21 protein-coding genes are annotated in these 21,221 nt (G+C 64.1%); 8 read left to right on the top strand and 13 right to left on the bottom strand.

Going from position 1 to position 21,221, the window contains the following annotated elements; translation table 11 throughout:
- Positions 1–21 precede the first annotated feature (21 nt).
- From ACK56M_RS17085 to ACK56M_RS17070, 4 genes are all read left to right on the top strand, one after another.
- Entirely contained in the window at positions 22–927 is a 906-nt protein-coding gene (locus ACK56M_RS17085) for a class II glutamine amidotransferase (RefSeq protein ID WP_411958804.1), read from the top strand.
- Positions 928–954: 27 nt separating this feature from the next.
- On the top strand, positions 955–1,629 hold the full coding sequence (locus ACK56M_RS17080) for a protein glxC (protein ID WP_061303971.1): 675 nt from the start codon (positions 955–957) through the stop codon (positions 1,627–1,629).
- A gap of 15 nt (positions 1,630–1,644) precedes the next feature.
- Positions 1,645–2,970 carry an FMN-binding glutamate synthase family protein gene (locus tag ACK56M_RS17075; RefSeq protein WP_013973039.1) on the top strand — a complete coding sequence of 442 codons (1,326 nt, stop codon included), beginning with the start codon at positions 1,645–1,647 and terminating at the stop codon, positions 2,968–2,970.
- A gap of 166 nt (positions 2,971–3,136) precedes the next feature.
- Complete coding sequence (locus ACK56M_RS17070; protein WP_100413459.1) at positions 3,137–4,441, top strand: ammonium transporter; 1,305 nt, start codon at positions 3,137–3,139, stop codon at positions 4,439–4,441.
- A 126-nt stretch (positions 4,442–4,567) separates the two neighbouring features.
- On the opposite strand, the gene ACK56M_RS17065 is transcribed toward ACK56M_RS17070, so the two are convergent.
- Both ACK56M_RS17065 and ACK56M_RS17060 read right to left on the bottom strand, forming a co-directional pair.
- Positions 4,568–5,980: a purine-cytosine permease family protein gene (locus tag ACK56M_RS17065; RefSeq protein WP_015270736.1), complete on the bottom strand. Its 1,413-nt coding sequence runs from the start codon at positions 5,978–5,980 to the stop codon at positions 4,568–4,570.
- Positions 5,981–6,394: 414 nt separating this feature from the next.
- Positions 6,395–6,847, bottom strand: coding sequence for an Lrp/AsnC family transcriptional regulator (locus ACK56M_RS17060; protein ID WP_015270735.1), 453 nt, complete (start codon positions 6,845–6,847; stop codon positions 6,395–6,397).
- Positions 6,848–6,959: 112 nt separating this feature from the next.
- Between ACK56M_RS17060 and ACK56M_RS17055 the strand changes: the two genes are divergently transcribed.
- Both ACK56M_RS17055 and ACK56M_RS17050 read left to right on the top strand, forming a co-directional pair.
- The gene (locus ACK56M_RS17055) at positions 6,960–7,574 is read left to right on the top strand and encodes a LysE family translocator (RefSeq protein WP_100413460.1); all 615 of its coding nucleotides are present in this window, start codon (positions 6,960–6,962) and stop codon (positions 7,572–7,574) included.
- Positions 7,575–7,704: 130 nt separating this feature from the next.
- On the top strand, positions 7,705–8,337 hold the full coding sequence (locus ACK56M_RS17050; protein ID WP_054572592.1) for a LysE family translocator: 633 nt from the start codon (positions 7,705–7,707) through the stop codon (positions 8,335–8,337).
- A gap of 3 nt (positions 8,338–8,340) precedes the next feature.
- Here the strand turns inward: ACK56M_RS17050 and ACK56M_RS17045 are convergent, their stop codons facing one another.
- The 10 genes from ACK56M_RS17045 to ACK56M_RS17000 form a co-directional block, all read right to left on the bottom strand.
- On the bottom strand, positions 8,341–10,122 hold the full coding sequence (locus ACK56M_RS17045; protein ID WP_054572591.1) for an ATP-binding protein: 1,782 nt from the start codon (positions 10,120–10,122) through the stop codon (positions 8,341–8,343).
- 182 nt (positions 10,123–10,304) lie between these two features.
- Positions 10,305–10,868, bottom strand: coding sequence for an NUDIX hydrolase (locus tag ACK56M_RS17040; protein ID WP_054572590.1), 564 nt, complete (start codon positions 10,866–10,868; stop codon positions 10,305–10,307).
- A gap of 21 nt (positions 10,869–10,889) precedes the next feature.
- Entirely contained in the window at positions 10,890–11,636 is a 747-nt protein-coding gene (locus ACK56M_RS17035) for a GntR family transcriptional regulator (RefSeq protein WP_013973031.1), read from the bottom strand.
- A gap of 90 nt (positions 11,637–11,726) precedes the next feature.
- Entirely contained in the window at positions 11,727–12,116 is a 390-nt protein-coding gene (locus ACK56M_RS17030) for a carboxymuconolactone decarboxylase family protein (protein WP_008100863.1), read from the bottom strand.
- Positions 12,117–12,303: 187 nt separating this feature from the next.
- Complete coding sequence (locus tag ACK56M_RS17025) at positions 12,304–12,789, bottom strand: flavin reductase family protein (protein WP_003258675.1); 486 nt, start codon at positions 12,787–12,789, stop codon at positions 12,304–12,306.
- A 13-nt stretch (positions 12,790–12,802) separates the two neighbouring features.
- Positions 12,803–14,284, bottom strand: a complete 1,482-nt coding sequence (locus ACK56M_RS17020) for an aldehyde dehydrogenase (RefSeq protein WP_024087305.1) — start codon at positions 14,282–14,284, stop codon at positions 12,803–12,805.
- A complete protein-coding gene (locus ACK56M_RS17015; protein ID WP_025338790.1) occupies positions 14,281–15,114 on the bottom strand; it encodes an alpha/beta fold hydrolase in 834 nt (277 codons plus the stop codon). Before ACK56M_RS17015 ends, ACK56M_RS17020 begins: the two co-directional genes overlap by 4 nt.
- A 68-nt stretch (positions 15,115–15,182) precedes the next feature.
- Positions 15,183–15,779 carry an amino acid synthesis family protein gene (locus tag ACK56M_RS17010; RefSeq protein WP_003258678.1) on the bottom strand — a complete coding sequence of 199 codons (597 nt, stop codon included), beginning with the start codon at positions 15,777–15,779 and terminating at the stop codon, positions 15,183–15,185.
- A 322-nt stretch (positions 15,780–16,101) separates the two neighbouring features.
- Complete coding sequence (locus tag ACK56M_RS17005) at positions 16,102–17,142, bottom strand: LLM class flavin-dependent oxidoreductase (RefSeq protein WP_054572566.1); 1,041 nt, start codon at positions 17,140–17,142, stop codon at positions 16,102–16,104.
- A gap of 75 nt (positions 17,143–17,217) precedes the next feature.
- The gene (locus ACK56M_RS17000) at positions 17,218–17,703 is read right to left on the bottom strand and encodes a flavin reductase family protein (RefSeq protein WP_003259250.1); all 486 of its coding nucleotides are present in this window, start codon (positions 17,701–17,703) and stop codon (positions 17,218–17,220) included.
- Positions 17,704–18,020: 317 nt separating this feature from the next.
- On the opposite strand from ACK56M_RS17000, the gene ACK56M_RS16995 reads away from it, so the two are divergent.
- Positions 18,021–19,427 (top strand): purine-cytosine permease family protein, encoded by a 1,407-nt coding sequence (locus tag ACK56M_RS16995; protein ID WP_015270727.1) that lies wholly within the window; start codon positions 18,021–18,023, stop codon positions 19,425–19,427.
- 153 nt (positions 19,428–19,580) lie between these two features.
- On the opposite strand, the gene ACK56M_RS16990 is transcribed toward ACK56M_RS16995, so the two are convergent.
- Positions 19,581–20,492, bottom strand: coding sequence for an AraC family transcriptional regulator (locus ACK56M_RS16990; protein WP_015270726.1), 912 nt, complete (start codon positions 20,490–20,492; stop codon positions 19,581–19,583).
- 102 nt (positions 20,493–20,594) lie between these two features.
- Here ACK56M_RS16990 and ACK56M_RS16985 point away from each other — a divergent pair, with 102 nt between their 5' ends.
- Positions 20,595–21,155 carry a carboxymuconolactone decarboxylase family protein gene (locus tag ACK56M_RS16985; protein WP_003259243.1) on the top strand — a complete coding sequence of 187 codons (561 nt, stop codon included), beginning with the start codon at positions 20,595–20,597 and terminating at the stop codon, positions 21,153–21,155.
- The last annotated feature ends 66 nt before the right edge of the window (positions 21,156–21,221 follow it).

The following is a 21,221-nucleotide window of genomic DNA, read 5'->3' as shown; positions in this document are numbered from 1 at the left end:
TGCCTAGTAAGGAGCATCATCATGTGTGGAATCGTAGGTCTGTACCTGAAAAAAACCGAGCTGGAAGCCCAGCTCGGCAAGCTCTTCGAACCCATGCTCGAAGCCATGACCGACCGTGGCCCAGACAGCGCCGGCTTTGCCATCTACGGCGACGAAGTGGCCGATGGCTGGGTCAAGCTGACCCTTCAGGCCACTGACGTCAACTACCCCTGGGCGGCCCTGATGGGCCAGCTGGAAGGGCGCCTGGGCTGCTCGCTGGACTGGTTCCAGAACGCCAGCGCTGCCGTGCTCAAGGTACACACCTGCGAGGCGTCGGCCCGCCAGGCCCTGAGCGAACTGGCCCCTGACGTGCGCATCATGAGCGCCGGGCAGAGCATCGAGATCCTCAAGGGCATGGGCCTGCCGGCGGAAATCTCCAGCCGCTTCGGCCTGGCCGGCATGAAAGGCAGCCACATCATCGGCCATACCCGCATGGCCACCGAAAGCGCCGTGACCATGGAGGGCAGCCACCCGTTCTCCACCGGCGCCGACCTGTGCCTGGTGCACAACGGCTCGCTATCCAACCACTTCCGCCTGCGCCAGGAGCTCAAGCGCGAAGGCATCAGCTTCGAGACCGACAACGACACCGAAGTGGCCGCCGGCTACCTGACCTGGCGCCTGCAGCAGGGCGACAGCCTGGCCCAGGCCCTGGATGGCGCCCTGGAAGACCTGGACGGCTTCTTCACCTTCGCCATCGGCACCCGCAATGGCTTTGCCGTGATCCGCGACCCGATCGCCTGCAAGCCCGCCGTGCTGGCCGAGACCGACGACTACGTGGCCATGGCCTCGGAGTACCAGGCACTGGCCAGCCTGCCGGGCATCGAGAACGCCAAGGTCTGGGAACCGGCCCCGGCCACCCTGTACGTCTGGGAACGCGAAAGCGCCTGACCTGCCACCGAACCACTGGAGAACCACATGAATACGATCGACCTTTCCAGCACCTCGGTGCGTGTCCTCAACCAGTCCCTGCACGGTGAGGTGCAGGACCACGAATGGCGGGTGACCCACCCCGACGGCAAGCACAACCTGGCCGTGGGCATCAACGCCGCCGTGGCCGTGGATATCGAAGGCCACGCCGGCTACTACTGCGCCGGCATGAACCAGCAGGCCAGCGTCACCGTGCATGGCAACGTCGGTGTCGGCGTGGCCGAGAACATGATGTCCGGCACGGTGCGGGTCAAGGGCAGCGCCTCCCAGGCCGCCGGCGCCACAGCCCATGGCGGGCTGCTGGTGATCGAGGGTGATGCCGGCGCGCGCTGCGGTATTTCCATGAAGGGCGTGGATATCGTCGTCGGCGGCAGCATCGGCCACATGAGCTGCTTCATGGGCCAGGCCGGGCGTTTGGTGGTGTGTGGCGATGCCGGCGATGCGCTGGGCGATTCGCTGTACGAGGTGCGCATCTACGTAAAGGGTGCGGTGCAGTCACTGGGTTCGGACTGCATCGAGAAAGAGATGCGCGCCGAGCACCTGCAAGAGCTGCAGGAACTGCTGAACAAGGCGGGCCTGGACCACAAGGCTGCCGATTTCAAACGCTACGGCTCGGCTCGCCAGCTGTACAACTTCAAAGTCGACAACGCCAGCGCGTACTGATCCAGGAGCATTCCCATGAGCGAGCAATTCCCCCCGGTACTGCGTGAGTCGGCCACCTTCGACCGCCTGACCATCCAGGAAATCCAGCGTGCCGCCGAAACCGGCATCTACGACATCCGCGGCGGCGGCACCAAGCGCCGCGTGCCGCACTTCGACGACCTGCTGCTGCTCGGTGCCAGCGTGTCGCGCTACCCGCTGGAAGGCTACCGCGAGAAGTGCGGCACCGATGTGCTGCTGGGTACCCGCTTCGCCAAGAAGCCGATCCACCTGAAAATTCCGGTGACCATCGCCGGCATGAGCTTTGGCGCGCTGTCGGCCAACGCCAAAGAGGCCTTGGGCCGTGGTGCGACCATCGCCGGCACCAGCACCACCACTGGCGACGGCGGCATGACCCCGGAGGAACGCGGCCAGTCGCAGCACCTGGTGTACCAGTACCTGCCGTCGCGCTACGGCATGAACCCCGACGACCTGCGCAAGGCCGATGCCATCGAGATCGTCCTCGGCCAGGGTGCCAAGCCGGGCGGTGGCGGCATGCTGCTCGGCATGAAGGTGACCGAGCGGGTGGCGGGCATGCGCACCTTGCCGATCGGCGTCGACCAGCGTAGCGCCTGTCGCCACCCGGACTGGACCGGGCCGGATGACCTGGCGATCAAGATTGCCGAGATCCGCGAGATCACCGACTGGGAAAAACCCATCTACGTGAAGATCGGCGCCAGCCGCCCGTACTACGACGTGAAGCTGGCGGTGAAGGCCGGTGCCGATGTGATCGTGCTCGACGGCATGCAGGGCGGTACCGCCGCGACTCAGGAAGTGTTCATCGAACACGTTGGCATCCCTATCCTGCCGGCCATCCCCCAGGCAGTGCAGGCGCTGCAGGAAATGGGCATGCACCGCAAGGTGCAGCTGATCGTTTCCGGGGGTATTCGCAATGGCGCCGACGTGGCCAAGGCCATGGCCCTCGGGGCTGATGCGGTGGCCATTGGTACTGCGGCGTTGATCGCGCTGGGTGACAACCACCCGCGGCTGGATGCCGAACTGAAGAAGATCGGTTCTGCGGCCGGTTTCTATGACGACTGGCAGAACGGCCGCGACCCGGCCGGCATTACCACCCAGGACCCGGAGCTGGCCAGGCGCCTGAACCCGGAGGAGGCCGGGCGCCGGCTGGCCAACTACCTGCGGGTGCTTGTGCTGGAGGCGCAGACCATGGCGCGGGCGTGTGGCAAGTCGCACTTGCACAACCTCGACCCGGAGGACCTGGTGGCGTTGACCGTGGAGGCTGCGGCGATGGCACGGGTGCCGTTGGCGGGGACCGCCTGGGTGCCGGGGCAGGCGCAGTACTGAGTTATCGGTAATTGGGGCCGCTTTGCGGCCCATTCGCGGCACAAGGCCGCTCCTACAGGGGACCGCGTCTCTGGGCCTGCGCGGCCCCCTGTAGGAGCGGCCTCGTGTCGCGATGGGCTGCAAGGCAGCCCCAGGGCACCCCCACCATTCACACAGGAGTGACTCCATGAAGCACCTCACCCTCGCTGTAATGTTGTTAGCCCTGACCACCCGGGCCCACGCCGCCGACCCCACCCTGGACACCGGCAACACCGCCTGGATGATCTGCGCCGCGATGTTCGTGCTGATGATGTGCATCCCGGGCCTGGCACTGTTCTACGGTGGCATGGTGCGGGCCAAGAACTTCCTCTCGGTATTCACCCAGCTGTTCGCCGTTGCCGGGGTGATCGGCATTCTCTGGGTGCTGTTCGGCTACAGCCTGGTGGTAGACACCACCGGCATGGTCGAGGGCCAGCTGACCCTCAACAGCTTCATTGGCGGGCTGGGCAAGGCGCTGATGCTGGACATCGGCCATGACAGCCTGGTCGGCACCATCCCCGAAGGCGTGTTCGCAGTGTTCCAGCTGACCTTCGCCATCATTACCCCGGCGTTGATTGCCGGTGGTTTTGCCGAGCGCATGAAGTTCAGTGCTTCGTTGCTGTTCATGGCCGCCTGGTTCGTGCTGGTGTACGCGCCGATCGCGCATATGGTCTGGGGCGGGCCGGGGGCGTTGATGGTCAACTGGGGTGTGCTGGACTTTGCCGGCGGTACCGCCGTGCATGTCAACTCCGGCGTGGCAGCGCTGGCTGCGGCGTTGATGCTGGGCAAGCGCAAGGGCTACCCGCAGGTGGCCATGCCGCCGCACAACCTCGGTTTCACCCTGGTGGGCGCCGGGTTGCTGTGGGTGGGCTGGTTCGGCTTCAACGTCGGCTCGGGGCTCGCGGCCAACCAGGCGGCAGGGGTGGTGATGCTGGCGACCATGGTGGCGGCCTGTGCGGGGATTGTCGGCTGGTTGCTGACCGAGAAGGTGGCGCATGGTCGGCCGACGGCCTTGGGTGCGGCTTCAGGGGCTTTGGCAGGGTTGGTCGGGATTACCCCGGCCTGTGCATTTGTCGGGCCGCTGGGCGCGCTGGTGATCGGGTTGTTGACCGGGGCCATCTGCTTCTTTGCCGTGACCCGGTTGAAACAGGCGCTGGGCTATGACGACAGCCTGGATGTGTTCGGCCTGCATGGCGTGGGCGGAATGGTCGGCGCGATCCTTACCGGGGTCTTTGCCGCGCCTGCGTTGGGCGGCTATGTGGAGGGTGCATCACCGGTCGGGCAGGCATTGGTGCAGTTGAAGGGGGTGGCGTTCACCTTCGTGTATTGCTTTGTGGTGAGTTGGGCGATTCTGGGGGCGATCAAGCTGACCATCGGGCTGCGGGCCAGCCGGGAAGAGGAAGAACAGGGGCTGGACCTGGCGGAGCACAATGAGCGGGCCTACAACCTCTGATTGATGTGTTGCCTGTACCGGCCTCTTCGCGGGCTTGCCCGCTCCCACAGGAATGTCACCGGCCTCGAAGGCTGTGGTGTCCCTGTGGGAGCGGGCAAGCCCGCGAAGAGGCCGGCACTGGTTGAATCAGTGCCCCATGGCCACCTTGGCACTCATCTGCCGGCGACGGTAGGCGCTATCACGGCTGGCCAGCCACCAGTAAAGCGGCGAAGTAACCACCAGCCCCACCAGCCACGACAGGTCCGCTCCGTTGATATGCTCGGAAATAGGCCCGACATACAGCGGTGTGTTCATGAACGGGATCTGCACCACGATACCCACGGCATAGGCGATCAGCGCCTGCGGGTTGTAGCGCCCGTAGATACCGCCATCGACCTGGAAGATCGACTGGATATCGTAGTCACCCTTGTGGATGGCATAGAAGTCGATCAGGTTGATCGCTGTCCACGGCACCAGCACCACCAGCAGAACCAGCACCATGTCGACGAAGTGGCCGATGAAGTCCGCCGAGGCGAACACCGCCACCACGCAGCAGGCCGTCAGTACTACCAGCGACAGCACGGCGCGGCTCTTGGCGGTGGGGATCCAGCGGTGGGCGAAGGTTTGCACCAGGGTGATGATCGACAGCACTGCGCCATACAGGTTGAGTGCGTTGTGGCTGATCACGCTGAGCAGGAACAGCACCAGCATGATCGGGCCGAGGGTACCGGTGGCCAGCTTGACTGCATCCATGGTGTCCATGCCGGCCGGGATCGCCAGCACCGCCACGGCGCCGAAGATGAACGACAGGCTTGAACCCAGGGCCGAGCCCAGGTAGGTAGTCCAGAACGTCGAGCTGACCTTCACGTCCGCCGGCAGGTAGCGCGAGTAGTCCGACACGTAGGGCGCAAAGGCGATCTGCCACAGCGCAGCCAGCGACACGGTGGCCAGCCAGCCGGCCAGGTTGAAGCCGCCGCGGGTGAGGAAGTCGTCGCTCTGCACGTGGCTGAAGATGTAGCCGAAGCCGACCACGATGCCGATACCCAGCACCCAGGTGCCGATGCGGTTGAGCACGTGGATGAAGCGGTAGCCGATGATGCCGATGATGCCCGAGCCCAGCGCACCGATGACGATGCCCACCGGTACCGGCACGGCATCGACCACGCCGTGCAGCGACTTGCCGGCGAGGACAATGTTGGAGGCGAAGAAGCCGATGTACATGACCCCGGCGATCACCACCACCAGCAGCGCGCCGAGCGAGCCGAACTGGGCGCGGCTCTGGATCATCTGCGGGATGCCCATCTGCGGGCCCTGGGCCGAGTGCAGCGCCATCAGTACGCCACCGACCAGGTGGCCGACCAGGATGGCGACGATGCCCCATACCAGGTTCAGGTGGAACAGTTGCACGCCCAGCGCGCCTGTGACGATGGGCAGCGGCGCTATGTTGCCGCCGAACCACAGTGTGAACAGATCCCTTACCTTTCCATGGCGGTCTTGCGGGGGCACGTAGCCGATCGTGTGTTTTTCTATGAGGGGTGCCGAATTGGCTGCACTGGTCATGACTGACTCCAAGGCAAGGTAGGGCATCGGGAGCTGCCCGGGGGCGTGCCGGCGAAGGGCGACGCGTTCTTGTTGGAGCGATGATGCGGGGCGCGGGGATAACGAGAAATTAGTAAATATGTGCCCATAAACCTTAAAAAACCTAAGGCTGACAAAAGGTTAAGCGGGCGACGGTAGCAAGGAGGGTGCCAGGGTGCGGGAGGGCTTGGGCTAGAGGGGTTTGGGCAATATGGAGGTAAGAAGCGGTGTGCTTTTCTGGGGCGCCGTGCGCGTTTGCAGGGCAGATAAAAATGTCGCCTGTGCCGGCCTTTTCGCGGGTAAACCCGCTCCCACCTCGACCGCATTGATTTCAAGTCATGCGCAGTACCTGTGGGAGCGGGTTCACCCGCGAAAGGGCCGGCACAGGCGACAACGCTACATCGGCAACAACCGATCCTGAATCACCTCTTTCATCACCAGCGTCGAACTCAACCGTTTCACATTGGGAATGCTGGTCAGCTGCTCGTCATACAGCTTCTGGAACGCCGGCAAATCCTTGGCCACCACATGCAGCAGGTAATCCGGGTCGCCAAACAGCCGCTGCGCCTCGACGATCTGCGGGATTTCGGCCAGCGCCGCTTCAAAGTCCGCTACCGGCTGGCGAGTGACTTCGCGCAGGGTCACGAATACCAGCGCGGCAAAGTTCAACCCCAGGGCGCTCGGCGCCAAGCGGGCGTGATAGCCAAGAATCGCCCCCGACTCCTCCAGCGCCTTCAAGCGCCGATGACAGGGCGACAGGCTGAGCCCCACACGGTCGGCCAGTTCGGTCACCGATAGCCGACCATCTTTTTGCAGTTCGGCAAGAATTTTTCGATCGGTCCTGTCCATTGAGAAGGATCTTCCAGTAATTGAAGGTTGTTGAGGAATATACGAAAGAAAATCCCTCGGCGGAATCCGTAATCTTTCGTCATCCCAAAGCAGTGGAAAAAGGAAGATTCAAGTGGCTCTCAGTGTTCTGACGGCGTTCTGGGCCGTGTCGATGCTGTTCGTGATTACCCCGGGCGCGGACTGGGCCTACGCGATTTCGGCCGGCATGCGGGGGCGCTGGGTGATGCCCGCGGTGGCGGGGATGTTGTCGGGGCATTTCCTTGCGACCCTGGTGGTGGCGGCAGGGGTCGGCAGCCTGCTGTCCGGCCACCCGCTGGCGCTGACCTTGCTGACCCTGGCGGGGTGTAGCTACCTGCTGTGGCTGGGTGGCAACCTGCTGCTGAGCCCGGCCTTGCCGGCGGCCGGGCAGGATGGTGCGGGGGAGTCGGGGTCTCGCTGGGCATTGAAAGGGTTTTGCGTCAGTGGCCTGAACCCGAAAGTGTTTTTGCTGTTCCTGGCGTTGTTGCCGCAGTTCACCGACCCGCAGTCGAGCTGGCCGGTGCCGTTGCAGATCTTGCTGCTGGGCCTGGTGCACCTGTGCAGCTCGTTGGTGATCTACTCGCTGGTCGGTTATGGCGCCAAAGCCGTGTTGAGCACCCGGCCGGGGGCGGCGAAGCTGGTCGGGCGGGTGTCGGGGGTGGCGATGATCACGGTGGCCCTGGGCTTGATAGCCGGCCAGATCAGCTGACTCACTGGCGTGCGTTGGCCGCTCCTACAGGTTGCCGCGTTAACCTGGCAGGCGAGAGCCAAGGGTAAAGACGACATGCATGGCCTCGGATAAACTCGCAGCACTTCAACGCACAACCAGGATGTGCCCCATGCCCGAAACCACGCAACTGCTCACCTTCGCCCTGATCTGCCTCGGCATGGTCCTGACCCCAGGGCCGAACATGATCTACCTGATCTCCCGCTCGATCTGCCAGGGCCGCAAGGCCGGGCTGATTTCGTTGGGTGGTGTGGCCCTGGGCTTCGTCATCTACATGTTCTGCGCCGCGCTGGGCATCACCGCCCTGGTGATGGCCGTGCCTTTTGCCTACGACGCGCTGCGCATCGGTGGCGCGCTGTACCTGTTGTACCTGGCCTGGCAGGCGCTGCGCCCTGGTGGCCGGTCGCCGTTCCAGGTTCGCGACCTGCCTGCCGACAGCCCGCGGCGGCTGTTCACCATGGGCTTTGCCACCAGCCTGCTGAACCCCAAGATCGCCGTCATGTACCTGTCGTTGATGCCGCAGTTCATCGAGCCGGGGCATGGCAGCGTGCTGCTGCAGTCGCTGGTGCTGGGGTCGACGCAGATCGCCATCAGCGTTTCGGTCAATGCACTGATCGCGATCATGGCCGGGTCGATCGCTGTATTCCTCGGCGGTCGCCCGCTATGGCAGCAGGTTCAGCGCTGGCTGATGGGTACGGTGCTGGCGGGCCTGGCCGTGCGCATGCTGGCCGAAGGGCGGCGTTGACCGCTAGGCCTCAGGCGGCGGCTCCTGGGGCAGGTACAAGGTAAAGGTGGTGCCCTGGCCCGGCACACTTTTCACCTGCACATCGCCCCCGGACTGCCTGGCAAAACCGAACACCTGCGACAGCCCGAGCCCGGTGCCTTCACCCGGTGCCTTGGTAGTGAAGAACGGGTCGAAGATACGCTCCAGCAGTTCGGTGGCAATGCCGACACCGCTGTCGCTCACCGAAATCGCCGCGAACGGGCCCGGCTGTGGCGCCTGGCCGCGCAGGGCGGGCAGTGACTGGTCAGCCTGCAGGCGCAGCTGCAAGGTGCCTTCGCCGGCCATGGCGTCGCGGCCGTTGAGCATCAGGTTGATTACCGCGGTTTCCAGTTGATTGAGGTCGGCGCGGATATGGCAAGGCGCCTGTGGCAACTGCAGCTCGACCTGGATCCGCGCACCGGTGGCAGTGTCGAGCATGTCGGCCATGGCCTCTAGCCGTGGCCCGGCCTCGAACACTTGCGGGCTCAAGGCCTGGCGGCGGGCGAAGGCCAGTAACTGGCCGGTCAGCCTGGTGCCGCGGTCGACAGTGTCGGACATGGTCTTGAGATAGCGTTCGCGACGCTGTGCATCGAGGTTGGGGCGCTGCAGAAAATGCAGCGACGAGCGAATGATGGTCAGCAGGTTGTTGAAGTCATGAGCCACGCCACCGGTAAGTAGGCCAATGGCTTCGAGCTTTTGGGTCTGGCGCAGCACGGCTTCTGTGTGCAGCAACTGGCTGGTGCGTTCATCCACGCGCTGTTCGAGGGTGGCATTCAGCGCCTCCAGTGCCGTCATGGCTTCGCGGACCTCGGCGTGGGCCTGTACCCGCTGGATATGCGCCCAGCAGCGCTCGGTGACTTCACTGATCAGCGTCTGTTCATAGTGGGTCCACTCCCGTGGCACCTTGTCGTGGATGGCCATCAGCGCGGTCAGTCGGCCGCCTTTGATCAGGGGCATGCAAATGGTCGCGGTAATGCCGATGGCCTGGAAGGTGGCAGCTTCCTCCGGGGACAGCTCGCTCAGGTTGTCCTGGATGACCAACGGCAGGCCATTGCGCAGGCGGCCGAGCGCCAGCTTGCCAAAATCCTGCAATCGATAGCGGCCCAACAGATGCGGCGAGCCGGGCGCCACGGCGTCACCGCAGATGGTGAAACCGTCTTCGTCTGGCTCCATCACCGCGTAGGCACAACTCGACAGTTGCAGGTGCTCGACCAGCATGCGCGTGGTAGTGGCAAGGATCTGGTTCGGGTCGGTAGCGTCGGCCACGGCACGGCCCAGGTCGTCGAGGAACCTCAGGCGCTGGTTGGCGAGCACGCTGGCGGTGGTTTCGGTGACTGTATCCAGCATGCCCAGGACCTTGCCGTCGTGGTCGCGGATGGGGCTGTAGCAGAAGGTGAAATAGGCCCGTTCGGGGCCGCCGTTGCGGTCGATGACGAGCGGGAAGTCTTCGATGTACACCGCCTCGCCGGCCAGGGCGCGGTTGGCCATGTGGCCGATGTCGGCCCAGGCCTCCTGCCACACGGCGCGGAAGGGGATGCCCAATGCCGAGGGCTTCTGCCCGAGAATCTGTGAGAAAGCGTCGTTGTGCAGGGTGAGCAGGTCAGGGCCCCAGAGCACGGCTTGCGGAAAGCGCGAGGCCAGGCACAGCGCCAGGCTGGTTTTCAGCGGGTCGGGCCAGTACTCCAGCGGGCCCAGCGGGGTGGCGGCCCAATCGTGGTTGCGGATGCGCTCGGCCATCAGACCGCCGCCGTCTAGCCATTTTGCCATGTGCTCTGCTGGTCCTTTTGCGTAAGGCCTGAAGGGTGCATCCAGAATAGACGTTTGGCGAGAATTTTTGGTGGCTGTACCGGCCCTATCGCCGGCAAGCCAGCTCCCACAGGACTGCACATGACTCGAAGTCGATGCGGTCCAGGTGGGAGCTGCCTTGCCGGCGATAGGGCCGGTACAAGCTAGCGAATGAAGTGCACCTTGCCAGTGTCGTCATTGCCCATGTAGATGCCATAAACCCCGGCTTGCCGCTCGAGGATATAGCGCTCGAGAATCTGCCGGATTGCCGGATAGTAGATTTCGTCCCACGGGATCTCGTCGGGCTCGAAGAACCTGTAGGCCAGCGTTTCCGCCCCGTACTGCCCGGTTTCCTCGGTGGCGATGGCGCGGAAGATGATATAGACCTCGCTTATCTTCGGGACGCTGAAGATCGAGTACGGCGAGACGATTTCGGCGCGTACGCCGCTTTCTTCCCAGACCTCGCGCAAGGCCGCCTGCTCGGTGGTCTCGCCGGCCTCCATGAACCCGGCCGGCAAGGTCCAGGTGCCGGGGCGCGGCGGGATGGCGCGCTGGCACAGCAGGTACTTGCCATCACGCTCGATGATGCAGCCGGCGATGATCTTCGGGTTGATGTAGTGGATGTAGCCGCAGCCGGTGCAGTGCAGGCGTTCGTGGGTGTCGCCTGTGGGAACGCCCCGGGCCAGTTCCATGGTGCAGTGCGGGCAGTAGCGCGGGGCGTTGGGCATGATCGGTGGCCTGTGGGTGGCTTATATGCGTGGGTCCTTCAAGGCCAGGGGCTCAACCATCTCGCGCACCTTGACGTTGTCATCCTGCTTCTGGCGCAGGTAGTCCAGGGCCACCTTGGCGGCGGCGCGGACGTGGTCAACCGAGGCCTGGTGGGCAACCAGCGGGTCGCCGCTCTTGATCGCCTCGACGATCTTTTCCATTTCGCGGTTGCTGGCGCCGCGGCGGTTCTCCTGCGACACCGAGGTGGCGCGCAGGTAGCTGATGCGCGCCTGCAACTGGCGCAGCTGCTGGGCGGCCACCTGGTTGCCGGAGCCTTCCAGCAGCACATCGTAGAAACCTTGTACCGAGTCCAGCACCTGTTGCAGTTCGCCTTCCTCGAGGGCTTCGCGGTTGACCTCCAGCGCGCGCTCCAGGGCGCGGATGTCCTTGGCCTTGGCGTTGAGGGTGAACAGCTGCACGATCAGGCCTTCGAGCACGCAGCGCAGCTCGTAGATGTCGCGGGCGTCTTCCAGGGTGATGATGGCCACGCGCGGGCCCTTGGCGTCGGCGAACTCCACCAGGCCTTCGGACTCCAGGTGGCGCAGGGCTTCACGCACCGAGGTGCGGCTGACGCCGAGGCGGTCGCAGAGGTCGCGCTCGACCAGGCGGTCGCCTGGCAGCAGGTGGAAGTTCATGATCGCGGCGCGCAGCTTGTCGAGCACGATTTCGCGCAGGGTAACGGGGTTGCGATTGACCTTGAAGCTGTCGTCGAGTGGCTGGCGTTTCATCAAGTGCGCTCTTAAAGAGGCTGCCCGGCCGCAACCGCAACAGCACCACGAACCTTGGGTGCTCCTTGCGTGGGTTCGAACAGCCCGGTGTTAACGGGTTGACTCCGCATCGGCTTCAGCGAACGCTTCGCGGGCCAGGCGGAAACTGTCCACCGCCGCGGGCACGCCGCAATAAATGCCGACCTGGAGCAGGATCTCGCGAATCTGTTCACGGCTCAGGCCATTACGCAAGGCGCCGCGAATGTGCAGCTTGAGCTCGTGGGGCCGGTTGAGCGCGGAAATCATGGCCAAGTTTATCATGCTGCGCTCTTTGAGCGACAAGCCTTCGCGGCCCCAGACGTGGCCCCAGCAGTATTCGGTGACCAGCTCCTGCAACGGCTTTGTGAAGTCGTCGGCGTTCTGGATCGAGCGGTTGACGTAGTCCTCGCCCAGTACCTGGGTGCGGATCTGCAGGCCTTTTTCGTACTTTTCATTGCTCATGTGCAGTACTCCAAAATAAAACAGGGGACGCAACCGAGGGTGAGACGATGACGCGGCCCCTAAAAACAGGGTCATCGGTGTTGGCTTCTTCGCGGGCTTGCCCGCTCCCACAGGGATTGCACAGGTGCTGAAACCTGCGCAGTACCTGTGGGAGCGGGCGAGCCCGCGAAGAAGCCAACGCGGTCTATCAACCCAAGGGGGGCAGGGCGCCCAGCTTGCCCTTGTGGTAGACCATCGGGGTCACCGGCTCGGCCGGCAGCACCAGGTTCTTCACCGCGCCGACGATGATCGCGTGGTCACCGCCGTCGTACTCGCGCCACAGCTCGCATTCGATGATCGCCGTGGCCTTGGCCAGCAGCGGGTTGCCCAGCTCGCTCAGGTGCCAGTCGATGCCTTTGGCCTTGTCCTTGCCCTTGCCGGCGAAGGCATAGGCCTCGGCGGTCTGGTCGGCGGACAGCAGGTGAATCGCGAACTGCTTGCTGTCACGCAGGATGGGGTAGGTGTCGGAGGCGTAGTTGGGGCAGAACAGCACCAGCGCCGGGTCGATCGACAGCGCGCTGAACGCGCTGGCGGTGATGCCGACGATGCCACCGTCGGCGTCCAGGGTGGTGACCACGGTGACGCCGGACGGGAACGAGCCCATCACGTCTTTGTAGATGCCTGGTTCGATCATCTCGTGCTACCTCTTAGCGCATCACAAACGGGTCGGGCATCGGCGCGGTGGACAGGTTGATCCACACCGTCTTCAGCTCGGTATAGGCCAGCACCGAATCGATGCCGCTCTCACGGCCGTAGCCGCTGTTCTTGAACCCGCCGATCGGCGCCATGGCCGACACGGCACGGTAGGTGTTGACCCAGATGATCCCCGAACGCACGTCGCGGGCCAGGCGGTGGGCACGGCCCAGGTCGCGGGTCCAGATGCCGGCGGCCAGGCCGAACTGCGAGTCGTTGGCGATGGCCAGGGCCTCTTCCTCGGTCTTGAAGCGGATTACCGCGGCAACCGGGCCGAACACCTCTTCCTGCATGATGGTCATCGAGTTGCTGTCGCACTCGAACAGGGTCGGCTCGTAGAACCAGCCGTCACCCTCGACCTCGGCACGCTTGCCGCCCATGTGCAGCTTGGCGCCTTCGGCCTTGGCAGCGGCCACCAGGCCTTCGACCACGGCCAGCTGTTGCGCGGTGGCCATGGGGCCCATTTCGCTGGCGTCGTCCTGCGGGTTGCCGATGCGGATGCGCCTGGCGCGGGCGATCAGGCGTTCGACGAACTCGTCGAAGATCTCGTCCTGCACCAGCAGACGCGAGCCGGCCACGCAGCTTTGCCCGGAGGCGGCATAAATGCCTGCCACGGCGCCGTTGATGGCGCTGTCCAGGTCGGCATCGGCGAAAATGATGTTCGGCGACTTGCCGCCCAGCTCCAGCGACAGCTTGGCGAAGTTCTCGGCGCTGCTGCGCACCACGTGGCGGGCGGTGGCGGCGCCGCCGGTGAAGGCGATCTTGCGCACCAGCGGGTGGCGGGTCAGCGCCGCGCCGGTGCTGGGGCCGTAGCCGGTGACCACGTTGACCACACCAGCCGGGAAGCCGGCCTCGAGGGCCAGGCGGGCCAGCTCGAGGATGGTCGCCGAGGCGTGCTCGGACGGCTTGAGCACGATGGTGTTGCCGGCGGCCAGGGCCGGGGCCAGCTTGATTGCGGTGAGGTACAGCGGGCTGTTCCACGGGATGATCCCGGCCACCACGCCGATCGGCTCGTGCACGGTGTAGGCGAACAGGTCGGGCTTGTCCAGCGGCAGGGTGCCGCCTTCAAGCTTGTCGGCAAGGCCTGCGGTGTAGTGGAAGAACTCCGGCAGGTAGCCGACCTGGCCGCGGGTTTCGCGGATCAGCTTGCCGTTGTCACGACTTTCCAGCTGGGCCAGGTGTTCCTTGTTTTCGGCAATCAGGTCACCCAGGCGACGCAGCAGCTTGCCGCGCGCGGTGGCGGTGATGCTGCGCCACTCCTTGCTGTCGAAGGCACGCTGGGCGGCCTGCACGGCCAGCTCCACATCGGCCTCGTCGGCGTCGGGCAGTTGCGCCCAGGCCTGGGCGGTGGCCGGGTTGAGGCTGTCGAAGGTCTTGCCGCTCTGGGCATCGCGCCATTGGCCGTCGATGCACATCTGGAAACGAACGAGGGTCATGCAACAATCCCCTTGGCGGATTCGGTGAGGGTGCGGGCTTGCGCGAGGAAGTCCAGCAGCATCTTGTTGACTTCACGCGGTGCTTCCACCGGCATCATATGCCGTTGCTCGGCGAGGACCACGCTGTGCGCGCCAGGAATGCTGGCGGCAAGCTGGCGGGTCATGGCCGGGGTGGAGCCCGAGTCGAGTTCGCCGGTGGCGATCAGCGTCGGCACCTGGATACTGGCCAGGTCGGCGGCGCGGTACATGTCCTGGGTGGCGAACAGCGAATAAGTGGTGTGGTAGCCCTGCGGGTCGTTGCTCGCCAGCACCTGGCGAATGGCGGCGACCTGCGCCGGGTTGGCAGCCTTGTATTCGCGGCTGAACCAGCGGTCGAGCGCGGCGTCGACGTTGGCGTCGGGGCCCAGCTGCGCAGCCTGGGCGGCGCGTGCGATAACGCCGGCACTCTGCTCGGGGGTGCGGTTGAACACGCTGTTGAGCACTACCAGTGCAGCCAGGCGCTGCGGGTAGCCGAGGGCGAACGCCCGGGCGACCAGGCCGCCCATGGAGAAGCCGATCACGGTGGCTTGCGCGATCTGCAGGTGGTCGAGCAGTTCGGCGAGCTGGGCGGCATAGCCTTCCAGGCCGATGTCGGCGGCCGGCAGTGCGCTCTGGCCGTGGCCGAGCATGTCGTAGGCGATGACGCGGTAGTCGTTGGCCAGGCCAACGAACTGACCGCCCCACATTTCCTTGTTCAGGCCCACGCCGTGGATCAGTACCACGGGTTGGCCCTGGCCGACGGACAGGTAGCTGGTGCCGGCGGGTGTGCGTTCAGCGACAGGCTGAATCATGGAGGGCGCTCCTTGAAGGTCGGGCGCGGCGGGTAAGCACGCCACGCCCCGGCCCGTCTTGGTTGTTGTTATTGAGCGTTGGCTTTTTCGGCAGCCAGTTCTTCCAGGTCGATGTAGCGGTTGCCGATGCGCGGGTGCAGGCGGCCGCCGTCGGAGGCGCCCAGGACCACGACGATTTCATCGGCGCGCGGGGCATCTTCGATCTGCATTTCCAGGGTGATGTAGTGCGAGCGCAGGCCTTCGTCGTCCTTCTGCATCATCGGGATCTGGATCGAGGTGCCCGGGCCGCCGCGCTTGTTGGTGAAGCTCAGGTAGCTCTTGGCCTGTACCGCTTCGCGGTAGTGGTTGCCGAAGCGCAGGGTGTGGATCACCGCCGAGGCGTGTTCGATTTCGCCGTCGGCACCGACGACTGCGGCCTTGCCGTAGGCTTCGATCTTGTCGGCGCCGCCGATGGCTGCAGTCAGGCGCTCGACCATCAGGGCACCCAGGTCCGAGCAGTTGGCACGGATTTCCGGCTTCAGATCTTCAACGAAACCGCGACCGGCCCATGGGTTCTTGATCACGACGGCCAGGCCGACCATGGTCACCGGCTTGTCGGTGGCCTTGCCGCCTTCGATGCGGGTCTCTTCGGAGTAGGTGACGATCTTGCGGATTTCGAAACTCATGGGTGGCTCCTGGTGAGGGTTATCAGCTCTTGTTGTCTGATGGTATACCATAATATTTGTTGTGCAAGAGGTGGCTGGAAATTTCTCTTGCGAGGGGACGAAAGGTGGCCTGATGCCTTGATTCCTGCGGTTTCTGTACTGGCCTTTTCGCGGGCTTGCCCGCTCCCACAGGGATCGCACGGCATTCATGGCCTGTGCTGTCCCTGTGGGAGCGGGCAAGCCCGCGAAGAGGCCGGTGCAGGCTTCAAAAAAAAGCCCGCTCACGCGGGCCGCAGGGCCCACGGGAGCGGGCGCGTCCCGCAATGTTTCAGGTAATGGGAAATCAGGCGAACGCCGGCACCACTTCCTTGATGAACAGCTCCAGCGATTTCTTCTTCTCGGCGTGGGGCAGGCTGTTGTCGCACCAGAAGCTGAACTCGTCGACGCCGAGTTCCTGGTAGTACTTGATACGCGCGATGATCTCTTCCGGCGTGCCGATCATGGTGTTCTTGCGGATGTTCTCCAGCTCGAACGCCGGCACTTCGGCGAACTTCGATTCCGGGCTCGGCTCGAGGAAGCCGTTGACCGGGGTGGTCTTGTTGCCGAACCAGGCATCGAAGGTGCGGTAGAAGCGCGAGATGGCCTGGGCGCCAACTTTCCAGCCTTCCGGCTCGGCCGGGCTGTGCACGTGGGTGTGGCGCAGCACCATCAGTTGCGGGCGTGGCACGCCCGGGTTGTTGTCCAGGGCGGCCTGGAACTTGTTCTTCAGGTCCAGCACTTCCTCGTCACCCTTCATCAGTGGGGTGACCATCACGTTGCAGCCATTGGCCACGGCGAAGTTGTGCGAGTCCGGGTCGCGGGCGGCGATCCACATCGGCGGTACGGCGTTGTAGGGCTTCGGCACGCTGGTGGACGTGGGGAACTTGTACACTTCGCCGTCATGGGCGTAGTCGCCTTCCCACAGCTTGCGCACCACCGGCACCATTTCACGCAGAGCCTTGCCGCCGTCGGTGGCCGGCATGCCACCTGCCATGCGGTCGAATTCGAACTGGTAGGCGCCACGGGCCAGGCCCACTTCCATGCGGCCCTTGCTGATCACGTCGAGCAGGGCGCATTCGCCCGCCACGCGGATCGGGTTCCAGAACGGCGCGATGATGGTGCCGGCGCCCAGGCGGATCTTGTCGGTGCGCGCAGCCAGGTAGGCCAGCAGCGGCATCGGGCTTGGCGAAATGGTGTATTCCATGGCGTGGTGTTCGCCGATCCACACGGTGCTGAAACCGCCGTGCTCGGCCATCAGGGTCAGTTCGGTCAGGTCTTCGAACAGCTGGCGGTGGCTGACCTGTTCATCCCAACGTTCCATGTGCACGAACAACGAAAATTTCATGGGGCTTTCCTCAACGCTTGAAAGGGGCTGGCGCCTGGCAGGGTTGGCACCAGCGGTCTCGATTCAGAATAGGCTTCAGGCAAAGGCCGGCAGGCTGGCCATCTTGCCGCGGCAGTACACCATCGGCCGTGGCGCCTCTTCAGGGACGATCAGGTTGTGCACCTTGCCGACCATGATGGCGTGGTCGCCACCTTCGTATTCGCGCCACAGTTCGCATTCGATGACTGCGGTGGCACCGGCCAGGATCGGGTTGCCCAGTTCGCTCAGGGACCACTCGATACCGCTGGCCTTGTCCTTGCCCTTCTTGGCGAACGCATAGGCTTCGGCCTGCTGTTCACCGGACAACAGATGAATGGCGAAGCGCTTCTGCCTGATCAGCACGGGGTAGGAGTCGGAGGTGTAGTTGGGGCAAAACAGCACCAGCGGCGGGTCCATCGACAGGGAGGAAAAGGCGCTGGCGGTCAGACCGACGACCGAGCCATCGTCGTCCAGGGTGGTGATGACGGTAACGCCGGACGGGAAGGAGCCCAGGACATGCTTGTAGACGGTTGCGTCGATCATCTGGTGTACCTCTATAGGGCTGCGGTGGTCCGCGGTTTTTATCGTTGATGTGTCTGATGGTATACCGTAATACCTATTTTGCAAGCGGAATTTTCAAGCGGGGGTGTTGCGCGATGAACGGCTCAAGCCCGCGTATACCGTGGGCTTGAGCGGTGAGGCGGTTTGCCGCAGGGGTTGCGCGAGCGGATCAGTGGGCGTTTTTTCCTACGGATCAGTGTTGTCAAAAGTTTGGAATACCATAATATGGTCCGCAGCTGAGAGGCCGCCTAGATGCGGTTTCCTTACAAAGATAAAAACGACCTTTCGAGCTGAATCCTATGTCCCAACCGTCGTCGCAACACCAGTTTGTCGAGAATCACACGGTCGATTACGTTCCACCTGCCGAGCGCCACGGGAAGGCGCGCGACCTGTTCACCCTCTGGTTCAGTACCAACATCGCGCCACTGCCCATCGTCACCGGCGCCATGGTGGTCCAGGTATTCCACCTGAACCTGTTATGGGGGCTGGTCGCCATCGTGCTGGGCCATCTGGTCGGGGGCGTGGTCATTGCCCTTGCCTCTGCGCAGGGACCGCAGCTGGGCATTCCGCAGATGGTGCAGAGCCGTGGCCAGTTCGGCCGCTACGGCGCCTTGCTGATCGTGTTCTTCACCGCACTGATCTATGTCGGCTTCTTCATTTCCAACATCGTCCTGGCGGGCAAGACCATCCACGGCATCACTCCGAGCGTGCCGATGCCCGGCGCGATCGTGATCGGTGCGCTGAGTGCCACCGCCATTGGCGTGATCGGCTACCGTTTCATTCACATCCTCAACCGCATCGGTACCTGGGTGATGGGTTCGGCGCTGCTGGCCGGCTTCATCATGATGTTCGCCCAGGAACTGCCGGCCGACTTCTTCAGCCGTGGCGCGTTCAACCTGTCGGGCTTCATCGCCACCGTGTCGCTGGGCACCATCTGGCAGATCAGCTTCTCGCCGTATACCTCCGACTATTCGCGCTACCTGCCGCGTGAAGTGGGCATTGCCAAGCCGTTCTGGGCCACCTACTTCGGCGCTACCCTGGGCACCATCCTGTGCTTCAGCTTTGGTGCGGTGGCGGTGCTTTGCGTGCCGGAAGGCACCGATGCAATGGATGCGGTCAAGCAGGCCACCGGCTGGCTGGGCCCGATCCTGATGGTGCTGTTCCTGCTCAACATCATCAGCCACAACGCCCTCAACCTGTATGGCGCAGTGCTGTCGATCGTCACCGCGATCCAGACCTTCGTCGCCGAGTGGACGCCGAGCATCAAGGTGCGGGTGGTGCTGGCTTCGGTGATTCTGGTGGGCTGCGGCCTGGTAGCGCTGAATGCCTCGGCGGACTTCATCGGCCAGTTCATCGGCCTGATCCTGGCACTGCTGCTGGTGCTGGTGCCGTGGGCGTCAATCAACCTGATCGACTTCTACCTGATCAAGAAGGGCCAGTACGATATCGCCTCGATCTTCAGTGCTGACGGCGGCATCTATGGCCGCTTCAACCACCACGCGATCATTGCCTATGCCTGCGGCATCCTGGTGCAGTTGCCGTTTGCCAACACGTCGCTGTATGTGGGGCCGTATTCCAATATCGTCGAAGGGGCTGATCTGTCGTGGCTGTTCGGCTTGCTGGTGACGGTGCCGCTGTACTACTGCCTGGCGACCCGGGGCAAGGCTGCCGAGAAGGCGGGGCGGGTTGTGAGTGTGAATGACTGACAGATTGGCGTTGCTGTAACAGGGGCTGCGTTGCAGCCCATTCGCAGCGCAAGGCTGCTCCTACAAAGGAATCGCGTTGCATGTAGGAACTGCTTTTCAGAGATTGTGATACCCCTGTGGGAGCGGGTTCACCCGCGAAGAGGCCAGTGCAGGCTAACGCCCTTCATGCTGCCGCCGATACGCCCCCGGCTGCACCCCCACCGCTTTGGCAAACGCCCGGGTAAATGCCGCCACCGACTGATACCCCACCTGTGCCCCCACCTGCTCCACGGTATGCCCCGTGCGCAGCAACTGACTGGCAAGGCGCATCCGCAACGCCAGCAGTACCTGCCCCGGCGACTGCCCCGCCAGTTCATTGAAACGCTTGAAAAACGCCGACCGCGACAACCCGGTACAGGCGGCCATGCTTTCCAGCGTCCACGCTTGCCCCGGTTGCTCGATCAACTGCTCCAGCAAACCGGCAAACGCCGGTTGCCGGGCGAGGGCGACCAGCCCGCCCAGCGATTGCCCGGCATGCACCTGCTGGCGTAGCACATACAGGAACAGCAAGTGCGTCAGCCGCTCCAGCAACGCCTGGGAAGGCCCGGCGGCGCGCCGGCACTCCTCCAGGATCAGCTCGAACAACGCCCGCGCCGCATGCCCGGCCGGTTCATCGGCGCGCAGCAATATCCAGTCGGCCAGGCCGTCGACGATCAGCGCCGACAACCCCGGCCTGAAGTGGAAGAAACCACATACCAGGCCCACGCCATCGACCGCATCAACGTCCATGGCCTGCATCTGCTGGCGTGGCTGGGCGCAGGCACTGGCAGGGTCCTGGTCGCTGGCCAGGCGATAGCCGAGGTCGCGCAGCAGGAACACCGCATCGCCGGCCTCCAGGCGCAGTGCCTCGGGCTGCCCGTCGATGTGCAGCCAGCAATGTCCTTGCACCACCAGGTGGAAGCTGGCCCGGCCCATGCCTTCGGTGCTGGCGTGCCAGCCGCCGCAGTAGCGGCCCACATGGAACAGGCTGGCATCGAGCTCCAGGCCCTCTAATAACCAATCGACAAGGTGGCTGGACGAAATCATCTAATGCAAAGACTCAAGAGCAAGGAAAGGCGACTGATGAATATGGAGGGTAGTTCTTATAACCAACAGACTGTAGTGACACCCATCAAAGGAGACCACTCCATGTCCTCGCGCATTACTTTACACACGCTGCAGAGCGCCCCGGAAGCGGCCCGTCCGTTCCTCGAGAACGCCCAGAAGAATTCCGGCTTCATCCCCAACCTGCTGGGCGTGCTGGCCAATGCCCCGGCGGCGCTGGAAACCTACGTGACCGTTTCGGCACTCAACGGCAAAGCCGAACTGAGCCTGGCCGAGCGTGAAGTGGTGCAGCTGATTGCCGCCACCCAGCATGGCTGCGACTTCTGCGTGGCCGGCCACACGGCCGTGGCCCTGAACAAGGCCAAGCTGCCGCAGGAGGTGGTCGATGCCCTGCGTGCCCGTGGCGAGCTGCCCGATGCCCGGTATGAAACCCTGGCCGCGTTCGCCCGCGAAGTAATCGCCACCCGCGGCAATGTCAGCGAGGCCACTTACCAGGCCTTCCGCGCAGCCGGTTTCAGCGAAGGCAACGCCCTGGAGGTGATTCTGGGCGTGAGCCTCGCAACCCTGTGCAACTTTGCTAATGTGTTCGCCCAGACGCCGCTCAATGACGAGCTTGGCAAGTACCGCTGGCAACCTTCTGCATGATCTGCGTGTGACACCGGTCGTACCGCGATCGTTGTAGGAGCGGCCTTGTGCCGCGAATGGGCCGCC

Origin of the sequence: Pseudomonas sp. s4, from assembly GCF_046764235.1 — a bacterium.
GTDB lineage: Bacteria > Pseudomonadota > Gammaproteobacteria > Pseudomonadales > Pseudomonadaceae > Aquipseudomonas > Aquipseudomonas asiatica.
This window is presented reverse-complemented; position numbering and strand designations above follow the sequence as displayed.

What these genes read in the sequence shown, in the direction of transcription:
- ACK56M_RS17085 (WP_411958804.1), top strand. Translation starts at nt 22, where the DNA reads ATGTGTGGAATCGTAGGTCTGTACCTGAAAAAAACCGAGCTGGAAGCC.
- ACK56M_RS17080 (WP_061303971.1), top strand. Translation starts at nt 955, where the DNA reads ATGAATACGATCGACCTTTCCAGCACCTCGGTGCGTGTCCTCAACCAG.
- ACK56M_RS17075 (WP_013973039.1), top strand. Translation starts at nt 1,645, where the DNA reads ATGAGCGAGCAATTCCCCCCGGTACTGCGTGAGTCGGCCACCTTCGAC.
- ACK56M_RS17070 (WP_100413459.1), top strand. Translation starts at nt 3,137, where the DNA reads ATGAAGCACCTCACCCTCGCTGTAATGTTGTTAGCCCTGACCACCCGG.
- ACK56M_RS17065 (WP_015270736.1), bottom strand. Translation starts at nt 5,980, where the DNA reads ATGACCAGTGCAGCCAATTCGGCACCCCTCATAGAAAAACACACGATC.
- ACK56M_RS17060 (WP_015270735.1), bottom strand. Translation starts at nt 6,847, where the DNA reads ATGGACAGGACCGATCGAAAAATTCTTGCCGAACTGCAAAAAGATGGT.
- ACK56M_RS17050 (WP_054572592.1), top strand. Translation starts at nt 7,705, where the DNA reads ATGCCCGAAACCACGCAACTGCTCACCTTCGCCCTGATCTGCCTCGGC.
- ACK56M_RS17045 (WP_054572591.1), bottom strand. Translation starts at nt 10,122, where the DNA reads ATGGCAAAATGGCTAGACGGCGGCGGTCTGATGGCCGAGCGCATCCGC.
- ACK56M_RS17040 (WP_054572590.1), bottom strand. Translation starts at nt 10,868, where the DNA reads ATGCCCAACGCCCCGCGCTACTGCCCGCACTGCACCATGGAACTGGCC.
- ACK56M_RS17035 (WP_013973031.1), bottom strand. Translation starts at nt 11,636, where the DNA reads ATGAAACGCCAGCCACTCGACGACAGCTTCAAGGTCAATCGCAACCCC.
- ACK56M_RS17030 (WP_008100863.1), bottom strand. Translation starts at nt 12,116, where the DNA reads ATGAGCAATGAAAAGTACGAAAAAGGCCTGCAGATCCGCACCCAGGTA.
- ACK56M_RS17025 (WP_003258675.1), bottom strand. Translation starts at nt 12,789, where the DNA reads ATGATCGAACCAGGCATCTACAAAGACGTGATGGGCTCGTTCCCGTCC.
- ACK56M_RS17020 (WP_024087305.1), bottom strand. Translation starts at nt 14,284, where the DNA reads ATGACCCTCGTTCGTTTCCAGATGTGCATCGACGGCCAATGGCGCGAT.
- ACK56M_RS17015 (WP_025338790.1), bottom strand. Translation starts at nt 15,114, where the DNA reads ATGATTCAGCCTGTCGCTGAACGCACACCCGCCGGCACCAGCTACCTG.
- ACK56M_RS17010 (WP_003258678.1), bottom strand. Translation starts at nt 15,779, where the DNA reads ATGAGTTTCGAAATCCGCAAGATCGTCACCTACTCCGAAGAGACCCGC.
- ACK56M_RS17005 (WP_054572566.1), bottom strand. Translation starts at nt 17,142, where the DNA reads ATGAAATTTTCGTTGTTCGTGCACATGGAACGTTGGGATGAACAGGTC.
- ACK56M_RS17000 (WP_003259250.1), bottom strand. Translation starts at nt 17,703, where the DNA reads ATGATCGACGCAACCGTCTACAAGCATGTCCTGGGCTCCTTCCCGTCC.
- ACK56M_RS16995 (WP_015270727.1), top strand. Translation starts at nt 18,021, where the DNA reads ATGTCCCAACCGTCGTCGCAACACCAGTTTGTCGAGAATCACACGGTC.
- ACK56M_RS16990 (WP_015270726.1), bottom strand. Translation starts at nt 20,492, where the DNA reads ATGATTTCGTCCAGCCACCTTGTCGATTGGTTATTAGAGGGCCTGGAG.
- ACK56M_RS16985 (WP_003259243.1), top strand. Translation starts at nt 20,595, where the DNA reads ATGTCCTCGCGCATTACTTTACACACGCTGCAGAGCGCCCCGGAAGCG.